22 protein-coding genes and 3 pseudogenes are annotated in these 19,288 nt (G+C 40.0%); 19 read left to right on the top strand and 6 right to left on the bottom strand.

The window, feature by feature from the left end; all coding sequences use genetic code 11:
* Positions 1–79 precede the first annotated feature (79 nt).
* The 6 genes and pseudogenes from ACRQ5D_RS18050 to ACRQ5D_RS18075 all read left to right on the top strand — a co-directional run bounded on the left by ACRQ5D_RS18050 (position 80) and on the right by ACRQ5D_RS18075 (position 2,926).
* Positions 80–304 (top strand): YciI family protein, encoded by a 225-nt coding sequence (locus ACRQ5D_RS18050; protein WP_431200814.1) that lies wholly within the window; start codon positions 80–82, stop codon positions 302–304.
* A 108-nt stretch (positions 305–412) separates the two neighbouring features.
* Positions 413–628 carry a hypothetical protein gene (locus tag ACRQ5D_RS18055; protein WP_091163252.1) on the top strand — a complete coding sequence of 72 codons (216 nt, stop codon included), beginning with the start codon at positions 413–415 and terminating at the stop codon, positions 626–628.
* Between the two features lie 126 nt (positions 629–754).
* Entirely contained in the window at positions 755–970 is a 216-nt protein-coding gene (locus ACRQ5D_RS18060; protein WP_090523794.1) for a hypothetical protein, read from the top strand.
* A gap of 308 nt (positions 971–1,278) precedes the next feature.
* Complete coding sequence (locus tag ACRQ5D_RS18065; protein ID WP_431200127.1) at positions 1,279–1,830, top strand: hypothetical protein; 552 nt, start codon at positions 1,279–1,281, stop codon at positions 1,828–1,830.
* 207 nt (positions 1,831–2,037) lie between these two features.
* Positions 2,038–2,360 (top strand): annotated as a pseudogene (locus ACRQ5D_RS18070) (DMT family protein).
* 167 nt (positions 2,361–2,527) lie between these two features.
* Entirely contained in the window at positions 2,528–2,926 is a 399-nt protein-coding gene (locus tag ACRQ5D_RS18075; protein ID WP_091163255.1) for a GNAT family N-acetyltransferase, read from the top strand.
* Between the two features lie 53 nt (positions 2,927–2,979).
* Here the strand turns inward: ACRQ5D_RS18075 and ACRQ5D_RS18080 are convergent, their stop codons facing one another.
* Entirely contained in the window at positions 2,980–3,627 is a 648-nt protein-coding gene (locus tag ACRQ5D_RS18080) for an outer membrane beta-barrel protein (protein ID WP_091163256.1), read from the bottom strand.
* Positions 3,628–3,765: 138 nt separating this feature from the next.
* Complete coding sequence (locus ACRQ5D_RS18085) at positions 3,766–4,686, bottom strand: N-acetylmuramoyl-L-alanine amidase family protein (protein ID WP_432326142.1); 921 nt, start codon at positions 4,684–4,686, stop codon at positions 3,766–3,768.
* A gap of 223 nt (positions 4,687–4,909) precedes the next feature.
* On the opposite strand from ACRQ5D_RS18085, the gene ACRQ5D_RS18090 reads away from it, so the two are divergent.
* The 4 genes from ACRQ5D_RS18090 (at position 4,910) to ACRQ5D_RS18105 (ending at position 7,113) form a co-directional block, all read left to right on the top strand.
* Positions 4,910–5,152 (top strand): alpha/beta fold hydrolase, encoded by a 243-nt coding sequence (locus tag ACRQ5D_RS18090; RefSeq protein WP_431200128.1) that lies wholly within the window; start codon positions 4,910–4,912, stop codon positions 5,150–5,152.
* Positions 5,152–5,730 carry an alpha/beta fold hydrolase gene (locus ACRQ5D_RS18095; RefSeq protein ID WP_431200816.1) on the top strand — a complete coding sequence of 193 codons (579 nt, stop codon included), beginning with the start codon at positions 5,152–5,154 and terminating at the stop codon, positions 5,728–5,730. Before ACRQ5D_RS18090 ends, ACRQ5D_RS18095 begins: the two co-directional genes overlap by 1 nt.
* A gap of 415 nt (positions 5,731–6,145) precedes the next feature.
* Positions 6,146–6,367 (top strand): YdeI/OmpD-associated family protein, encoded by a 222-nt coding sequence (locus ACRQ5D_RS18100; RefSeq protein ID WP_091163259.1) that lies wholly within the window; start codon positions 6,146–6,148, stop codon positions 6,365–6,367.
* Positions 6,368–6,537: 170 nt separating this feature from the next.
* Entirely contained in the window at positions 6,538–7,113 is a 576-nt protein-coding gene (locus tag ACRQ5D_RS18105) for a YceI family protein (RefSeq protein WP_090523809.1), read from the top strand.
* 469 nt (positions 7,114–7,582) lie between these two features.
* Here ACRQ5D_RS18105 and ACRQ5D_RS18110 read toward each other — a convergent pair whose 3' ends face one another.
* Positions 7,583–7,981: a hypothetical protein gene (locus tag ACRQ5D_RS18110; RefSeq protein WP_129568859.1), complete on the bottom strand. Its 399-nt coding sequence runs from the start codon at positions 7,979–7,981 to the stop codon at positions 7,583–7,585.
* A gap of 238 nt (positions 7,982–8,219) precedes the next feature.
* Between ACRQ5D_RS18110 and ACRQ5D_RS18115 the strand changes: the two genes are divergently transcribed.
* The 5 genes and pseudogenes from ACRQ5D_RS18115 to ACRQ5D_RS18135 all read left to right on the top strand — a co-directional run bounded on the left by ACRQ5D_RS18115 (position 8,220) and on the right by ACRQ5D_RS18135 (position 12,839).
* Positions 8,220–8,471: a hypothetical protein gene (locus ACRQ5D_RS18115; protein ID WP_432326145.1), complete on the top strand. Its 252-nt coding sequence runs from the start codon at positions 8,220–8,222 to the stop codon at positions 8,469–8,471.
* A gap of 299 nt (positions 8,472–8,770) precedes the next feature.
* Positions 8,771–9,468, top strand: a pseudogene (locus ACRQ5D_RS18120) (DUF2130 domain-containing protein).
* Positions 9,469–9,935: 467 nt separating this feature from the next.
* Positions 9,936–11,021 carry a lantibiotic dehydratase gene (locus ACRQ5D_RS18125; RefSeq protein WP_431200129.1) on the top strand — a complete coding sequence of 362 codons (1,086 nt, stop codon included), beginning with the start codon at positions 9,936–9,938 and terminating at the stop codon, positions 11,019–11,021.
* A gap of 8 nt (positions 11,022–11,029) precedes the next feature.
* A pseudogene (locus ACRQ5D_RS18130) lies at positions 11,030–12,111 on the top strand (lantibiotic dehydratase).
* 2 nt (positions 12,112–12,113) lie between these two features.
* On the top strand, positions 12,114–12,839 hold the full coding sequence (locus ACRQ5D_RS18135; protein ID WP_431200130.1) for a thiopeptide-type bacteriocin biosynthesis protein: 726 nt from the start codon (positions 12,114–12,116) through the stop codon (positions 12,837–12,839).
* A gap of 1 nt (position 12,840) precedes the next feature.
* On the opposite strand, the gene ACRQ5D_RS18140 is transcribed toward ACRQ5D_RS18135, so the two are convergent.
* From ACRQ5D_RS18140 to ACRQ5D_RS18150, 3 genes are read right to left on the bottom strand one after another with little or no spacing between them, the layout of a single operon-like run.
* On the bottom strand, positions 12,841–13,578 hold the full coding sequence (locus ACRQ5D_RS18140) for a LytR/AlgR family response regulator transcription factor (protein WP_090523820.1): 738 nt from the start codon (positions 13,576–13,578) through the stop codon (positions 12,841–12,843).
* Positions 13,565–13,909: a hypothetical protein gene (locus ACRQ5D_RS18145; protein WP_431200131.1), complete on the bottom strand. Its 345-nt coding sequence runs from the start codon at positions 13,907–13,909 to the stop codon at positions 13,565–13,567. The genes ACRQ5D_RS18140 and ACRQ5D_RS18145 overlap by 14 nt, the downstream gene beginning before the upstream one ends.
* Positions 13,906–14,655, bottom strand: coding sequence for a histidine kinase (locus tag ACRQ5D_RS18150; RefSeq protein WP_431200132.1), 750 nt, complete (start codon positions 14,653–14,655; stop codon positions 13,906–13,908). Before ACRQ5D_RS18150 ends, ACRQ5D_RS18145 begins: the two co-directional genes overlap by 4 nt.
* 145 nt (positions 14,656–14,800) lie before the next feature.
* Between ACRQ5D_RS18150 and ACRQ5D_RS18155 the strand changes: the two genes are divergently transcribed.
* The 4 genes from ACRQ5D_RS18155 to ACRQ5D_RS18170 all read left to right on the top strand — a co-directional run bounded on the left by ACRQ5D_RS18155 (position 14,801) and on the right by ACRQ5D_RS18170 (position 19,278).
* Positions 14,801–14,968, top strand: coding sequence for a hypothetical protein (locus tag ACRQ5D_RS18155; protein ID WP_176844377.1), 168 nt, complete (start codon positions 14,801–14,803; stop codon positions 14,966–14,968).
* Between the two features lie 83 nt (positions 14,969–15,051).
* Positions 15,052–15,402 carry a lantibiotic dehydratase gene (locus tag ACRQ5D_RS18160; RefSeq protein WP_432326148.1) on the top strand — a complete coding sequence of 117 codons (351 nt, stop codon included), beginning with the start codon at positions 15,052–15,054 and terminating at the stop codon, positions 15,400–15,402.
* A gap of 26 nt (positions 15,403–15,428) precedes the next feature.
* The gene (locus tag ACRQ5D_RS18165; protein ID WP_432329803.1) at positions 15,429–18,164 is read left to right on the top strand and encodes a thiopeptide-type bacteriocin biosynthesis protein; all 2,736 of its coding nucleotides are present in this window, start codon (positions 15,429–15,431) and stop codon (positions 18,162–18,164) included.
* A gap of 211 nt (positions 18,165–18,375) precedes the next feature.
* Entirely contained in the window at positions 18,376–19,278 is a 903-nt protein-coding gene (locus ACRQ5D_RS18170) for a metallophosphoesterase family protein (RefSeq protein ID WP_091163265.1), read from the top strand.
* Positions 19,279–19,288 lie beyond the last annotated feature (10 nt).

The following is a 19,288-nucleotide window of genomic DNA, read 5'->3' on the forward strand; positions in this document are numbered from 1 at the left end:
GTATTAAATTAAATAATCAACTTATGGTACATGCATCAGCCTATAAAGATCCGCATCACGTGATGCTTTTTTTCAAGAGATTGACAGCCTTGCGGATAACGAACAATGTTTAGTTGATAGAAATGGTTATTACGATGATCTTAAAAGCAATGGCAAAGTTGTTATAAGCGGTAGTTTCTGGAACCAGGATAGAAACTTTGTAATAGTTTCTTTTTCAGATGATAATGAGCTTGTGCAGATTATTGAAAACGATCCCGCGATAAAACAAAATGTACTTGAATTGGTAAAAGCAATGCCTTTTTAACCCTTTTTTCAGGGTGAAAATACGTAGTGTAAAATGGGTTAAAATACGGGGTGCGTCACGCTTGTATATCTGTATACTACACAATATTTTTGGGTAAACGGATTGCCCATGGAGCCTTTTAAACTAAGAGTTAATAAGCGGACTTATAAAATCATACCTTCGGTTGTTAATGAAACCACTTTCAGTGTATTAAACTACTCGGCTTTTTACACCATAACCAGGTTAACAAAAGGTTACTGGGAAATTATCGAGCATCGTTTTGGAGATCATCTAATCCCTCTGCAGGAAATAGGCCGCTCAATTGAGGAATATTATAAACTCTGATGCTGTTTAAATCTATAAAAACTCACATTAACCATATCGAAAATATTTATTGCTTTTTAATAAATATTATTTTAATTACTCTCTAAAGTGTTAAATTAGACGTATTAACTGATACCTTAAAATATTATGGAAAAATTAGCAATTTTAAGAATGTTTGCCGGCTTTCCATTGTTCGGCTTATTACTGCCTGATATTTCTACTTTTATAGTTGGCCGTTTTCAAGATATTTCGCCGTTTCATATATACATTGAATGCTTTTTATTTCTTTTTATAATTGCTTGTACATTGGGCATAGCCTATATCCGGAAACTTGGCGACAGGCCAGGTTCACAGTTGCAATAATAAATTACTGGCCTCGGCCAGTTACAGTAGTTTTTAACATTAATCATTATAAACCCAATATATTGTTTAGTACCCTTAAAGCCCTGTTGCCCGGTTTATTTAGGCCGGGCTTTTTTGTGGCTTTACATGTTATGAAATTAATTTAGTGTTCGGGGTTAACTTTATTTTTTTATTTTTACGGGTAAATGAACCCTAAACACCATTATCTAACTTCTCCCCGTAAGGCGCACTTACTCCTCATGAAAAAATCAGCTATCTGTTTTAAGATATTTTTAATATTTATACTGTTTTGTTGTTTTAATACTGCTATGGCCCAGCATCATTCAAGCCGGGCGTTAACGTATGGTGGCGGAGGCAGTGGCGCCGTTAATTTTAGCGATGGCTGGGGCATAGCCGCAGGTACAGGTGTTGATATTCCGCAGGGCAATTTTAATTATACCTTTAAGCCTGCCAATAGTTTTAATGCCAGCGTTTACAGGTTCTTAGGCCCTTTTACCGCAAATCTGAGCGTAGGGTACATGAACTTTAAGCCCGATGAATATTTAATTTCAGAGGAAGTTGAAGGCACCGGCTCAACTGCTAATACGTATTATGCGGATATGCCCGTAATTGCCGCGTATGGTGGTGCTGCTTATAATATTGATATAGCCGATAACTTCCGGGTATATGGCGGTGTGAACTTAGGGGTATATTTTACTGATTTTGCTGTAGGTTATGAAATTGACGGCGTAGATCCATTTGTTTATGATAAATGGTCGCAATCATTATATTATGCTCCTAAAGTAGGGGTGATATTTCCGATAACTCCTAAGTTAGGGGTCAGCATCGAATCAAAATATAATTTTTTTCCCAGAAACTAACTTTGGGCGATGTTTCGGCAAAACAAAACTGGAATTCTCTTTCGCTTGGGGCCGAGCTGGTTTTTAAATTTTAAATTGTTATAAATAATAGCATAACAATTTACAGCCGCCGGTGTTATCAATCTCAATTTATTGATATTTACACAAAAAATTGTATTGATGAAAGGCTTGCGCACTGTTACATTTCTGTTTATATCCAACACCTTTATGACATTTGCCTGGTATGGACACCTTAAGTTTAAAGAGTACGAATGGGGCAAAAACCTAAGCTTAATAGCCATTATACTTATAAGCTGGGGCTTGGCATTTTTGAATACCTGTTCCAGGTACCTGCTAACGAAGGAGGCTTTAAGGAAAACGGCGGCCCCTTTACCCTGGTTGAATTAAAAACCATTCAGGAAGCGATTACGCTCACGGTATTTATGATTTTCACAACCCTGCTTTTCAAAAATGAAAAACTGGGCTGGAACCATTTAGTAGGTTTCGGACTAATTGTGCTGGCGGTATTTGTTATTTTTAAAAAATGGTAATTAACTAACACTTAGGTAAAGCGGTCTGAATGATACGCTGTAAAACTTACCGCCCGCTTCCCGTTTTCATATTTGCTGGACTACCTGCTTTCTTAATCCTGGCTTATTGGGATAACGCAGATGCTGTTTACATTTGATTAATAGCTTGTAAACAACTCAATAACAATATGGAAATAACTTATAAAACCGGTACAATACCATCCGCCCGGCAAGTGATAGAACTTTATGATACAGCCGGGCTGAAACGCCCAACCCATGACGAGCAGCGGATTGCCAGGATGTACCAAAACTCAAACCTTGTGGTAAGCGCTTGGGATGGTGATAAACTGGTAGGCATATCTCGCGCGCTAACCGATTTTTGTTACAGCTGCTATCTTTCAGACCTGGCGGTTACTAAAGCTTATCAAAAAGAAGGAATAGGCAAAAAGCTGATTGAACTAACTAAAGAAGCTATTGGCGATGAAACTATGCTTTTATTGCTTTCGGCCGCAACAGCTATGGAGTATTATCCTAAAGTAGGTATGGAAACTGTTCGTAACGGCTTTATCATTCACAGGGTAAAATAAAATAAGGGCAGGACGATAAGTTTATATCTTTTCATCCTGCCGTGATTTAGCGTTTATTTACCGCCAAATATATAAAATACAGAGAGCAATACGCCATTGTTAATTATATTGAAATTAACGTTATTGGTACTTCCAATCTGGCTGTTATAATCGTCTTTGATCTTGCTGTGATTGTAAGAGAAATTGGCCAATGTGGCGGCTACGCCAAGTTTTTTTGTAGGGTAATAAACAAGACCCATTGTTGCTCCTGCTACATAACTGTCAGTTTTAGTTGGAGTACTTGTATCAGCTGATCTGAAATCGTAGCGACTGTATCCGATATACGGTCCTGCGCGAAGCCCTAATTTATCGCCGAACATAAAATATTTTCTCAGAAATAGTGCAGCCCCATATTGATGTGAAGTTACGTTGTTGGGATAATTACTGTTTTTACCGTTTTGTGAGGTGTGGGCGTAATTAAGACTTACTCCAATATCAAGTTTATCTGCTATAAAATAACTATAGTTAGGACCGATGCTGAAATTTGTATTTTTAACTTCAGATTCGTAAGGGTTGGGGACCGACTGAAAAGCGTTTTGCGTCGATTTCTGATACATAAATTGCAGATCGATACCTAATGTTTGTGAACCTTTTTCGGTTTGGGCTTTTGATATTTGAAAAGCCAATAAAAATACGGGGATTAAGATTAGGATTTTTTTCATTTGTGTTAACGTTTTGGTGTGTTGAGCTATTGAAACGGAAAAACACAAAAGATATTTTGCCCGAGAAAGGCTTTTAATAATATTTATAAAATAAATTTAATTTGAGCTGAAATAGATAATATAAGTTATAAAAACTCGTTATAACGGATTTTTTATAGTTGTGCTAATATTCAATAAAATAAATATCAGAACGAAGCATAAATGTTTAATTAGGGTGATGATGTAAGGTGGGTTACTGTTAATTCCCTCCAAATTATTACGGTATTGCTTTAGCGCTGTTAGGATTGATCGTACAATTTCGTTTTGGCCGCTGGTCGAGTTCAGATATGCTTCATCAGATGGATTATTGATAAACCCGGTTTCAACCAGTACGGCAGGCATACCGCTTTGTGCCAATACCAAAACACCCTGTTCCTTTACGCCCAAACTATGCCTTCCATTGGTTTTACGGAACTGATTGTCAACCAAATCACCAAACTGTATACTTTGCTTGCGGTATTTTTGCTGAAACGCGTTAAGTACAATAGTATTTACCGCAGCATCATCACCATAGCCATTGTATTTTTCTTTGTAATCCTTTTCTATAAATATCGAAGCATTTTCACGCAAGGCTTCACGCTGCTCCTGGCTGCGGTGAAAGCCGTATACAAGCAACAATGTTCCCCTCGATGATCCTTTTCGCTGGGGCGATGAATTACAATGAATGGAAATGAACAGGTTGCCGTGATTGTCGTTAGCGATATCGGTACGTTTGTGCAACTCAATAAAAACATCGGTACTGCGGGTCATTACTACTTTAATGCCGCTCATTTCATCATTTATAGCATCCCTTAACTTTTTGGCGATACTTAAAGAAACGTTTTTTTCCTTTGAATAAGTCCCGTGCGATCCCGGATCTTTGCCTCCGTGTCCGGCATCGATAATAACCGTTTTAAATTTGAAACGATTGGGGCTTGCTGTTGCAGACTGTTGCCCGAAACACCTGGCGGTGAACATCACGCATAGTAAGGGAAAAAGCGAAATAAATATTTTATATTTTTTGGGAAAGGAAGCAGGCATGAACATATATGTATACAGGTTTATAAACATTCATTCTATAACAAATAATTATAGGTATGATATTGTTTTAACCGTATGGTTTAAAAAGCGCATTTGTTAAAGTGCGCAAATATAATACATGTTTGATTTACAGCACTATCTAAAAAATAATAGCCCGGGTCCGTAACAGAAGTTTAAACTTTGCATTATGTATGTATATTTAATGACTTAAACAGGTGTGATCATGATGTTAAAAAAGCTGTTGTTAATTGTATTGGTATGTCAGGCATTTTTGGCCTGCAGTCAGCAAAAAGGCGTAGTTTATGGCGATAATGCCGTTGCCGGTAAATATTATGATATTAGGGGAATAAAGTTGTATGCCGAAGTTTATGGTAAAGGCAAACCCCTGCTGATGATACATGGCAACAGTAGCAGCATCAATGCTTTTAAAAAAATATACCCTATTTTGCAAAGAAGTACAAGGTAATAGCTGTTGACAGCCGTGCACATGGCAAGTCCACCGATCCGCGCGATTCACTTACTTTTGAAATGATGGCCGATGATTTTGCTGCCCTGCTCGATGTAATGCATATCGATTCGGCTTATGTGATAGGATGGAGCGACGGCGGCATTAACGCGCTGGTGATGGCTATGCGCCATCCCAACAAAGTAATAAAACTGGCCTCGACCGGTGCCAACCTCTGGCCCGATTCTACAGCCCTTATACCTTCCTTATGGAAGGATATGGAAAAAGAATATGCCGCCAAAAAGGATTATCATTTTATCACCGCCAAAGAAAAGAACGATAGGAAGGTGTTTATGCTTGATTATAAAGAACCCCATATTAAACTTTCGGCATTGAAAGCTATTAAATGCCCGTCGCTGATTATTGCCGGCGACCATGACCTTATAGTAACAACGCACACTGTTCAGATAGCCGAAAATATTCCGAACGCGTATTTATGGATCCTGCCCAACTCGGGTCATGGCACATTGGTTGAACATACCGATGAGTTTAATAAAAAAGTGGATGATTTTTTTGAGCAACCGTTTCACCGGCGTTAAGGGATATAAAAAGGGGGATGTAATTGGTTACAAGGTATTTAAAAAGATGGCCCGGTTGGTACGCCGGGCTATCTCACATGATTACTTTAATTTAGTAAAATCTCAATTGCTTTGGGTAACAATTTTTTTGCCTTAGGTTTTATAAAATTTGCGTTACATATGCTTTTGGGGCAATTTCACTATACTAATTACGGCCTGATGCCGTTTTCACAATAACTCAACCGTAAGCTAACCTGCAGCTTTTACTGTTTAAGTAAAGTAATATGGAATCAAAAAACCAAAGGCTGCTTATCGACACGCTTTTAACCATCTCATTTCTTTTAATAGTTTTACTTGCCGTTATTATGGTTTTTCAGCCCGGTGTTTATTCCAATTAATATTATCTTTATTGGGAAGTAAACCCAGATAAAAAAACATGCTTAAACCCGGTGAACATATTGAAGATACACCTGCCGAACTGCAGGCTCTGCTTGACAACGATGCAGACGCCCGTGCGTTTTTTGAAAGCCTGTCCAAATCATATAAACAAGGTTATTGTGATTGGGTAGGTTCGGCTAAGCAGGAGGCTACCCGTAAAGTAAGGGCCGATAAGGCATTGATCATGCTCCGTAACAAACAAAAAACCTTAAAAACCTAAGTATAAATCTCCCCGGAAATAGTTTGTTTTTCTTGTAAGTTCTACTAAAATGGTAGTATATTGTCATCTGATTTCAATAAAAACATGTTTAAACATTTATTTTATTTGAAGTCCGGATCATTTACATACTTTTGAGCCATAAATCAAAAACAAAAAAAGAAATTAAAACAATGAAAAAGATTTTTATCCTGTTAGCAGCAGCATTCACCTACACGGCGGCATCAGCACAAACTACCTGGACTGTAGACAAAGCTCACTCAAACGTTAAATTTACAGTAACCCACTTAATGGTATCTGATGTTGATGGTATTTTTAAAAACTATGATGCAACCATCACTGCCGCTAAACCTGATTTCAGCGACGCTAAATTTCAGATCAGCATACAAACAGCCTCAGTAACTACAGATAATGATCAGCGCGATAAACACATCACAAGCCCTGATTTTTTTGATGTTGCTACTTACCCAACTATTACTTTTACCAGCACCGGTATCACCAAAACATCTGATAAGCACTACAAACTTACCGGTAACTTAACTTTACACGGTGTAACCAAACCGGCTTCATTTGATTTATGGTACCGTGGTACTATCCAAAACCCAATGAGCAAAGCTGATGATGCAGGTTTCCAGTTAACCGGCACCATCAAACGTTCTGATTTTAACTTCGGTTCAAAATTTGGCAACGCTATGGTAAGCGACGAAGTTGCTATTAAAGCAAATGGTGAGTTTGGCAAAGCCAAATAATTGCAAAAATATATTAACAGGAACGGCGCGGATAACCCGCGCCGTTTTCTTGTTTTATGATACAGGCAGTGGAAGATCTATGCTTGGGAAGGCAGATATTGCATTTTTAATCCCTGCTTTTTTTGATAGCGGATTATTAAGGTGCAAATGCTAATTATTGAAATAAGGGCCGCGCTTGCTATGACATGTGTAAAGGGTACTTTAAACTCCGGATTGATAAGCGTTTCGGTTATGTCAGGAATGATGATGGCGATGAGGGGTAAGCAGGAGAATAGCCTCAGGAAACCAAGTTTTTTCATAAAAGTGATAATGGTATTTAGCGCAACTAATGCGCTGTAAATATGCCACTATGTTTCTTTTTATAAAATACCCGTTACACGGTATTTTTACAACCTGAATTGGTAATTTGCTGAGTAACTGCTTAGCTTTGAAAGAAGCGCCGGTAAAACGAGGGAAAAAGAAAGTCCGCTTAGGCCTTGCGGGAAAGCAGTTGTTTTAGGGTATTAAACCACAATTGATTTTTAGCTCCAAAAAGGGTATGATCAACAATAAGATATAAGGTGATAAGCTCTTCTTTTAGCCTGTAGCGTAATCTTAACGGCTGCCAGAATAAACCATTGTTCCGTACCATCGAACGTTTGTAAAGCTCGTCAAAACCTAAATATAACTGTTCAAGACTATCAAGCGGGATATGTTCATAGCTATCGCCGTCAAGTACAAGGCTTTTAGGGGTAAGTATAATTTCGCCGTTGTAATGGTGTGGTGGCGGGGTAAATGCAAATAATGCTCCTCCGTCATTTGCCAACCCTAATGTGGCCAGGTCATAATCGTGACTCCACATTACCTTTCCAATTCTCAATATCTGCATGTTATAAACTTCGGTATTTTAAACGGCAATTACAACAGATTGTTATCATTGTAGTTTCATTTTGTTACAATAATGTTAATACCCCTTATGGGTTACCATATCATGTGCTAAACAGTAAAATCCCTATCTTTGATTTACAGGAAATATTTTCCTTTTATTAAGTAATTGAATAATATCAATAATCAAGTTATTAGCTTAAAGCTTTGTGCATTCAGCTCTCAGCTTTTATATAAATAATATGGCTACAGAAGTTAAGTGCCCAAGTTGTGGTTTCGGTTTTCCGATAGAGGAGGTAATGGCCGAGGAGTATAAAAAAGAGCTCAGGGTTAAAATGATGGATTATACCCGTCAAAAAGAAGAAGAATACCGCAAAAAGGATGAGGAGTTTTTAAATAAGGAGCGCCAGCAGCAGGCAGCCTTTGAACAAAGGCTTAACAACGAAAAAAGCAATTGCAGCAAACGCTTGAAGACAACCTGCGTAAAACCATAAGCCAGGATTTTGAAAACCAGCTTGTACTTCTCAAAAATTCAGCCGCTGAAACAGAGGAAAAACTAAAACTATCACGCCAGAAAGAGCTGGAATTTTTGCAGCGCGAGAAACAACTGCATCAAAAGGAAGAGGAAATGGAGCTTGCAGTGCAGCGCAAGCTGCAGGAGCAGCGGAACGAACTTACCGATCAGATCCGCAAGCAGGAAGCAGAACGCCACAGCATAAAAGATACCGAATACCAGCTAAAGGTAAAAGAGCTTGAAAAACAGCTTGACGACCAGAAGAAACTGGCTGATGAAATGAAGCGCAAAGCCGAGCAGGGTTCTATGCAGCTGCAGGGCGAAGCCCAAGAGTTGATACTGGAAGAGTTATTACGCAATTATTTCCCGTTCGATATCATAAGCGAAGTAGGTAAGGGCGTACGCGGTGCCGACTGCGTACAAACCGTGCGTAACCAGTTTGGCCAGGAGTGCGGCCGCATTATTTATGAAAGCAAGCGTACCAATGCTTTTTCGGCAGACTGGATCGAGAAGCTTAAAAAGACATGCGCAGCATGGGGGTTGATGTAGCCGTTATTGTAACCCAATGCTACCCAAAAGGCATGGATTGTTTTGGCGAGCGTGACGGGGTTTGGATTTGTAGTTTTGATGAGGTGAAGGCAGTATCCTACATTTTAAGAGATGGGGTGATGAAATTATCAAACCTGGCCAAATCACAGGATAATAAAGGTGATAAAATGCACCTGTTGTATGATTACCTTACCAGCAGCGAGTTTTCGGAGCAATGGAAGGCTATTCGTGAAGGATATATGAGCATGCGCCAATCCATTCAGCGCGAACGCGATGCCATGGAAAAACTCTGGAAAGCCCGCGAAAAGCAATTGGATAAAGTGCTGCTAAGTGCCGCTCACATCCGCGGCAGTATTGAAGGGATTGCGGGGAGTGATACTATTCAGCTTAACCTTACCGATGATGAGGATGCGTTGCTGTTGGAGTAATTAATGTAGTTTCAGTCGGTCCATATACTACCGCAAACGTCGCCGCTTGTGGTTATCATGCAGTGTCATGCGGATTGCTTGCAAATTGATAACCTGAACCTCGGCTATAAGTGAAGGCCTGGAATCAAATGTTCTTAATTACCGAAGGATGATATTTTGTGAGTTTTTGCCGCCCTATTTTGGATAGTGCACTTGCATGGCAATTATTTTGATCGCCTTGTCAGTATATCAATTTTTGCGCTAAATACAAAGGCATGAAGCAGGGCGATATTAACTCAATTAATCATATTATAAACAAAGAAATAGACAACACTCATAACAAACCTGCTAATAAAAATAGCTTTTACTTAAATTAGCTGTTTACATACTGAACCTTGCCTGTACATCCAAATGAAAGTTAATTTTATTAACGGTTTAATTTTACGCTCGGCTGCTTTGTCGTACAGGCAAAAGCTTGATAAAAAAACTTGCTTACATTATGGAATGACAGGTTAATCAAAGAAAGTATTTACCTGGCAAGTAAATCGCTTTATAATGAACTGGATGCTTTTTTTGCAAACGGGCAGCAAACGAAAGCTAAAGAAGCTCAATTACTATCAAGTTTTTATAAATATATGGCCCGTATGTCAAACCGGGCTACGCCGTTTGGGCTGTTTGCGGGTTGTTCATCGGTTTACTGGGGGGCTGCAAATAAAGTAAAACTTACGGCAAAGTTCAGGAGACATGCAGTGCCCGACGCTGTGGTGAGTTTCTCGCTTGCCAAACAAATTGAAAATGCCAATCAAATATCTGCAGGATATAAGCTAAATAATACCCTTTATAAAGTTGGGGGCGATTTACGATTTATTACTTATCAAATTATTGATAACCAAAGGGTTTACCAGGTGAGCGCCATTGCCTGCAATGAGGTGCTTGATGACATAATTACCGTTGTTGGTGATAAAATATGGAATAAACAACAACTGCTCGAAAAATTCCCGGATTTTGAGCCTGATGATTTCATTGTGTTTATTAATGACCTTATTGAAGGGCAACTGCTAAAACCGGCATTTGAGCCGGCAATAGGGTATGATTTTCCAGTCTTTTTGCAAAAGACTGATGATCCGGGATTAAGGGATACCATTAATGAATTGGTCGATTTGCTTAATAAAATTAATAATGGAGATGTTGAAAGCTCAAACTGGTTTTCGTTATATACTGCTATTGAACAAATTACTAATCACATAACCGGCAGGGAACTTAAAGACCAGGTGCATGTAACCAGGTTTAACGAGCTGGAAAGCCGGGAGCTTGGTCAATCATTGCAATGGAAAATAACTAAGGCGATTGCATTGCTTAATAATGTGAGTGCTGTGGCTCCCAATAAAAGGATTGAGCAGTTTAAAGGCAGGTTCGGGAAAAGGTATGAGGAGCAGAGCGTACCGCTCCTGGAGGCATTTGACACCGATACGGGAATTGAATACGGGCAATGGTATGAGCATGAAACCCTTTTTACAGAAGGGCTGTATACCGGAAGCGAAGGGGGCCTTCATGGGTGGATTATACAGAGATAGATTTTAAAATGCTTAATCTGTTAAACCGCGCCAAAATTGAAAAACAGTATAAAGTTATTATACCTGATAATTTTGCCAGGGAACGCAGCCCGGATCATTTGCCATTTTCCATGTCGGCGGTTTTTCAGCTTTTTGAAAACGATATGGTATACCTGGAGAGAGTTACCGGGCCCGGCGCTTTAAGCATGATAGCGCGGTTTGCAGTTGGGGATGCCGAAATTTATAAAACAGGTTTAGAGATAGCGGCAAAGGAGATCGCCAACTGCCCGGATGCCATGTTTGCCGAAGTGATCCATATGCCCGAAGAACGGATCTTAAACGTCATGATGCACCCGCCTTTCTGGCCCCATGAACTGGCTTATATTGATGATGCCAAGGGAAGTTCAGTTTTGAGGCTTGACGATATCTACATAAAGCTTGAGCAGGGCGTTTTTAAATTGTTTTCAAAAAACATCAGCGGGAAGTAGTTCCGCGCTTAAGCAGTGCTTATAATTATAACAGGTCGCAGCACCCCATTTACACCTTTTTGTGCGATATCCAGCATCAGCGGGGCAATGGCAGCTTAAGTTTTAACTGGGGGGCACTCTCTACAGATTTTGTGTTTTTTCCACGCGTTGAAACCAGCTTTGGCGTTATCCTGCACCGTGCCACCTGGAAGTTTACGCCCGCTATTTTGGGTGAACTTTGCAAGGCTGAAAAATTCATGGATAAATTCGGCGATTTGTTTAACAGCTTTAGGAATGAGTGGTTACTGCCCGATAAATTTTATATAATAAAGGGCGATAATGAATTACTGATTGATACTGAAAATGAGATTAGTATACAGGTACTTGCAAAGGAAATAGCAAGGCAGGACCCGGTTTTGATTTTATCTGAGTGTATTCACCTTCAGCATGAGGCTATTGTACAAGATGTGGATGGCGATCCTTACATGCACCAGTTTGTTGCACCCTTCCATTTCGATAGGCCTTTGAAGCCCCCATATTTCCAATATATTGAAAATACGCTTCAGCGTAATTTTTTCCCGGCAGCGAGTGGTTATTTATCAAGCTATATCTCAGCAGTAATATCGCCAACGAGGTGCTGTTAAAATTGGATGAACTGTTAAATTATTCGGGTACTGTTAAAATAAAACAATGGTTTTTTATCCGGTACCATGACCCGGATAATCACATTCGGGTTAGGATTAATTTGCTTAAGGACGGTGATTTTCAGGATGTTTACCTGGCTGTGCGCGAGGTGTTGTCGCCATTTTTGACAAGCGGGCAGCTTCATGTTGTACAGCTTGATACCTACGTGCGCGAACTGGAACGTTACGGGCAACAAATTGAACAAGCCGAGGGCCTTTTTTGTATTGAAACTTCGTTTTGCTGCAGCGTATTCAGGCTGCTTGAAAGCAACCGCTATGATACCGAAGACTGGCTCCTGATTTTTTGGCTGATCAAAGATTACCTAAACCTGATGAGCAATAACCTAAACGACCAACTGCAATTTGTTGAAAGGCAGCAGGCTTATTTTTTTGCCGAATTTGATGATAAGGCGGTTAAAATACAGATTGATCAGTTATATAGAAAATATCATGGCAGCCTCAATAACCTGCTTTTAGCATATGATGACCTGCTTCGGCAAAAAAGAATGCAGGTAGAATTACTGCTGCAAAACTACACTATTGATTGGAATGCGAAGTTTTTGAGCAGCGTGATCCACATGGCAATTAACCGCTATTTTAGCAGCCGGCAGCGCCTGCATGAATGCATCTTGTACGGGATGCTCTTAAAGTTCCTTAAATCGGAAAAAGCCCGGAACGGGAAAGTATAGCTTACTTAAACATCTTGTTATTGAGCAGTGCGAAAAAGCTGTCGCGGTAAGTAACACCTATGGGGATCTTTTCTTTGATCTTATCAAAGATCACCATGTTGCCATCAATAGCTTTAATGCGTTTTAAAGCGATAATGTAGGATTTATGGGTCCGCGCAAAATTTTCCTGGGGCAGGGTGTCAACCAAGGTTTTCATGCTCACCAATGAGATATGCCGTTCATTTTCTGTAAAAACCGAACAGTAATTTTTAAGTCCTTCTATATAAATGATATCCTCAAAGTTGATACGTACAATTTTACCGTGATCGGTTTTCAGGTAAAATGAGTCGGGCTTTGGCTGCAGGTCAATTACCGGCGCTGGCTTATTAGATGAAAGCAGTATTAGCTTGTCAAGGGCTTTTTGTGAAGCCTGTAAAAACCTGTCGAAAGCGAAGGGCTTAAGCAGGTAATCGAGCACATTGTTTTCAAACCCCGCCAGCGCAAATTCACTAAAGGCTGATGTTATGATGATCTCCGTGCTTTTCGGTAGCATTTTAATCAGGTCGATACCCGAAAGCTCAGGCATGTTTATATCAAGAAAAATGAGGTCAGTGGCTGATCCTTTTAAATATAATAGTGCTTCAATAGGATTGGTAAACGTTTCGGTAAGGTTAATAAAAGGCACTTTTGATATAAAATCGCTTAAAATATCAATGGCATAAGGCTCGTCCTCAACTATAATACAGTTAATTACTTTCATGATACTTTAAAGGCATGGTAAGTTTGCATTCATAGCTGTTGTGCGTTTCATCCACCAATAATTCATATCCGTCCCGGCCATATTCATCGGTTAATCTGTCGCGAATATAATTTAATCCTATCCCGTTCGACTGTATTTTGTTAACGCTGTTATTGTTTTTATAATTAAGCGAATAAAAATGCAGCTTCCTATCTTCAACAGTAATGCTCAACACAGCCTCCTTTGTACTTTGATTGAAAATGCCGTGCTTAAACATGTTTTCGATGAGGGTAATTAAAACCAATGATACTACCTGATACGGAATAACACCGCTTTCGATACTTATCTTCATAAAAAAGCTTTGCTGCGATCTTCATGAATTTTTATGAAGTCTTTGATATAGGCAAGCTCACTTTCCAGGCTGCTAAACCCGTCCTCATTTTTGGTTAATGCATACCGCATAATGTTTGAAAGTGTAATGATTGACTGCCCTACTTCCGGGAGTTTCTTATAAGTTTCAGCATATAAAAAGCCGAGCGTATTAAATACAAAGTGCGGATTGATCTGTGATTTTATTACATTTAGTTCGGCTTGAAGGGCTTTCTTTTCTAATTTTTGCCGCTCCTCAAGCATTTGAGCCTTTTCCAATCTGTGCTGTGCAGCCTCGCGCTCTTTTAATATTACCTCTTTGGCAAAACCATAAGCTACGCCCATTACAGCAAAGTAAATAGAGCGCATAACAAATGTCAGAATCCTGGCGGGGGTTCCATAAACCTTAAGTGAACTATGCTGGAAAATGATGAGCGAAAATGCTTTTAAGTAAGCGGATACTACAATGATAGCTGCGGAAACAACAAGGGTTGCTGTTACTAATAACAATTTGTTGTTGGTTTTTTTATTGAGGAATTTATAAAAGTTCCAAATACCATAAAATACTCCGGCATTAACCATGAAGGCAACAATGGTGTTAAGAAACTCAACTTCCACGCCGGCAAAATAAACAACCACTTCTTCATAAAGTACATAAGTAATCCAAAAAAGTAGATGCTGAAATATTGCTTTTAGATTTTCCTTATTCACGATAAAGTCCTCTGTCATTTTTTTCGTCACTCTTAAAAGCGGTTTTGGTCATTCGGAAAGGGGCATTGGTACTAAATTTTTTCTCGGTAAAAGCCTGTTAACCAAATTTATACTATCTGGGTTAAATAATTAACCATTTACAGCCATTTAAAAGTTTAAAATTATGAAAAATCACGACAAAGCAACCTTGCCAAAAATCCAAATTAAACAGGTACAGATACTCAATAGGGTTTTAAATAATAACGTAGCAAAATATGCCAATCAAGCCTGTTTCATGCAAACAACTACCGAAACAGGTACTATAACGGCTACTGCAACAGGCATTATTTAGTTTAGTCGCCCCGGATGCTGGTATCAGGAAAAAATGAACGGAGTGTTTTTCATCAATGAGGTTATTATCAATAGCCAGCTGTCATGAAAGCGACAAAATTATCCGAGCAATATAAATTTTCATCAGGCCTGATGTTCAGGTTTCCTGCATTTGATTGCGTGGAAGCAATTGATAAAGAAACTATCAGGGCATTCACAAAAGATGAATTGTTTATGCAGGCGCTTTGGCTTACCTCTAAAGACTTGTATGAAGCGGTTTTGCATATAGATGATATTACAGATGCGAAAAAACTGGAGAAGCTTGAAATAACCTTAGCCAAATTTATTAACAGGAGCGCCACCGGCACCAATCCATCAGGGTTATTTGCAGGTTGCGCTCCTGTTACCTGGGGAATACGACCGATTTACAGCTTGGTAATGCTTACCAGCATGTAAGGCTTAATGTTGCCGTAGCGGTTAATTTGAACGGCCAGATTTTAAATAATCGCCTCATACGGACATTGTTAAGTTACAAGGTAAATAAAACAATGTATACCTTAAACGGGACCTACCGTAAAATTGACCGTCAAACTGTAAACCGTGGTAAATACAAAGCATCGCCGGTAAAGATATCTGACGATCTGCAGGCGGTTATCGGGTTTTGTGAAAACGCCAGGACATACAATTCGATAGGCTTATTTATAACGCAAAAACTTGGCAAAAATCCGGAATGTGCCGCTGCTTTTTTGGATCAATTGATTAAAAACCAGGTTTTGTGGAGTGAGCTTGAACCGTGTATTGACAGCGGGGAATACCTTGACCAGGCCATTGGCATTTTTACCCGGTTGGCATACCAAAGTGCACAGGCACAAAGCTATTTGTCAAAACTGAATACCGTTAAGCAGGTGCTAACAGGCACCGATAATGTAATTACAAAAAATAATAAGGTTGCTATGATTTTGAAAGATTTACCAGGTGATGCCTCACAGGGGACATTGCTGCAGGTTGATTATTTTAGGCAGGCAGATTCGGCTACGCTTGATAAAGCTTATGCTGATAAATTGCTCGATGCCATTGATCTGCTTAACCGGATCACACCCAGGCATCAAAGTAAAAACCTGGAAACGTTTATAAAACGCTTCCGCGACCGGTATCATGAGCGGGAGATTTTGCTAACAGAAGCGCTTGATCCTGAAAAAGGTATCGGTTATGCCATAAACTGTTATACAGAACCATCTGGCTTTGCAGCTGATAAGGAAGATCTGCAATATACCAGCGCCGTGAAGTGGCTTATCGGGCAAATTGTTAATAACCCCGGGCAGGAAATTATCCATTTGCAAAAGTCACAGTTTGAAAACGTTAAGGCTTACGATGATGAGTTGCCCCCAAGTTTTTCGGTAATGTTCCGAATTTCGGGCCATGATGAGCCCTTGCTGTACCTTGAACATTGCGGGTGGCCGGCCGGTACCTCCATGTTTGGCCGTTTGGCTAATGCCGAGCGGAATTTTGGCCAGATCCTTGATGAAATAGCCGAAACAGAAGCCCGTATTTATGAGCCGGCTATAGTTGCCGAAATTGTACACTCGCCTGATGACTGCTTAGGAAGCTTTACCTCTGCGCCGTACCGGGGCTACCAGTTTCAAACACCGGTAAGCGCTGGTGACCAGGAAGTTAATATAACAGATCTGCTCGTATCTGTTAAAGGAAATAATGTTGTGCTGCGTTCGGCCAAATTAGGTAAACGGATTATTCCCCGCTTAAATACAGCATATAATTACGGAATGACAGCTTTACCTGTGTACCGGTTCCTGGCCGATCTGCAATGCCAGGATTTAAAATACGAGCTTGGGTTTAATCTTGACATATTACCTAAACTTGGGGTAACCAAAACGCCAAGGGTAGTTTATGAAGGCGTAATATTAGCCTTAAAAACCTGGTACATAAACAATGCTGATTTACAGCAGCTGTTAAAAGAACTGGCTATTGATTACAGCGAAGCATGGGCGAAGTTTGTTAGATACTGGGATTTGCCCGAGGCTTTCGTTTTTACAGATATTGATAGTGAATTGGTTGTACATACCAACAGCAGGCTTGAGGTTGCTGCATGGCTTTCGTCATGCAAGAAAAAGAATGAAATTATTTTAAAGGAATACATTGGCGAACGCGATAATGTCATGCTTAAAAAGAAGGATGAAAAGCTTATCGGTAACCAGTTTGTCGCTGTTTTAAAGCGGGACGAAAAAGTAGCCGGCAAGTATACCAGTATGGGGCCGCTTAGCACAAACGTGGCCAAACGCCAGTTTTTCCCGGGTGATGAATGGCTGTATGTAAAACTGTATTGCGGCATAAACACTGCCGAACATGTGATAGGCAATGAGCTGATACAGCTAAGCAAAAAGCTTTACCACGAAGACCTGATTGATCAATGGTTTTATGTACGATATGCTGATCCTGAACCTCATATTCGTTTCAGGGTCCATCTGGCTTCTGTATTTGCATTGGGCAGGGTCATTCAAAATATTAACAATTGCTTTTCGGCCTTAATTAAATCAAAGCAGATCTGGAAGGTGCAGTTTGATACCTACGAGCGCGAACTGGAACGCTATGGGGAGGCGTCGATTGAACTTGTTGAACAGTTGTTTTTTAACGATAGCCTTGCCATAGCCAGCCTCATATCAAGAGCGGATGTGACCGAAAACTTTGAAGAGGTGAGGTGGCTCTGGGGGCTGTTATCAATTGACAGGCTGTTGAATGATTTTGATTTTCAGATCGAACAAAAAAACGAGCTTATGGAGCTGCTTGTAGCCTCATCATATCCGGACGTTAATTATGATAACCTGCTTTCAAAGCAACTGACTTTTAAATACAGGCATTACCGCAACAAGATTGAGGGCCTTTTTGCCGAAGGTGCCGCGGTTGCAGGCAACGACCTGCTCAGGTACCGGAGTTTAAACAACAGACCGGCAGCTTTATTGCTCGCCGAGCTTATTTCATCCGAAACGGTACCGCAGGATTTGAACCTGCTTGTGATCAGCCTTATTCAAATGAGTATGAACCGCTTGTTTAAAACCAGGCAGCAGGCTCACGAACTGGGCGTGTACGATTTTCTGCTGCTTTATTATAAATCAGTTTTGCAAAACAAAGAAACGGATTACAACAATAAATATATTGGCGGGGTTGTAAATGATTACATGACAGGCAGGCCGTATCTTCAATAAATAATGGTTAAGTACCCTGAAATACTATTTTAACCTTCCCTACACAAATCTATTAAGCCTTCTGCTAACGCGGAAGGCTTTTTGTTTTATATAAATGTTTCGGTCATTATTTTCTTAATAAAAGTTTAACAGAAATTCCAGCGGCCTACCAATATTATAAATGTATTTTTAACCCCAAAATTACCTGAACCCGGGAGGTAGCTTTTACATTATGGAAAGAAGATCAGCATTAAAAAATATAGGCGGCCTGCTTCTGGCGCCTTCATTAGCACTTGGCAATACAACACCAGCTGCAAAGCCATCATTACGAATAGCCCACATTACCGATGTGCACCTTAAGGATAAGTTTGATGCCCCTGCCAGGTTTACCAGGTGCCTCCATCACCTGCAGCAGCAAACGCCAAAGGTTGACATGGTATTGAATGGCGGCGACATTGTTTTTGATATGAACAAGGAAAACATCGGCACCATCAATGATCAATGGAAGCTGGTGCAAAACATCATGAAAAATGAATGCAGTTTGCCCGTTCATTATTGTTTGGGCAACCACGATATCTGGTGGTACGAGGACGACAAGGGACAGGCCATCTACGGAAAAAAATACGCTTTGGATAAGTTACAGCTTGTAAAGCCCTACTACAGTATGGTTAAGAATGGCTGGAAGGTTATTGTGCTGGATAGTGTGCATTTAGATATTGATAATACCTGGTATATAGGTAAGCTGGGCGAGGAACAGCTTAACTGGCTCAACGATGAGCTGAAAGCTACGGACGCCAATATGCCGGTAATGGTTATGTCGCACATACCGATATTGACGGCTTTACTGATGATAGAGGATGATATTGTAAACAAGTGGACAATGCTTGGCGGCGATATGCATACCGATACGGCTAAGATCATTAACCTGTTTTACCAGCACCCCAACGTAAAGTTATGTGTGAGCGGTCACCTGCACATGCGCGATAAGGTGGTTTATAACAATGTTACTTACCTGTGTAACGGCGCCGTTTCCGGTGCCTGGTGGGAGGGGAACCGCCGGGAAACAGCCCCCGGCTATGGTTTGATAGACCTGTATGCCGATGGTACTTTTGAAGAAAAGTATGTGAATTATTAAAATATAAAAA

This window comes from Mucilaginibacter sp. P25, assembly GCF_050859465.1.
GTDB lineage: Bacteria > Bacteroidota > Bacteroidia > Sphingobacteriales > Sphingobacteriaceae > Mucilaginibacter > Mucilaginibacter gossypii.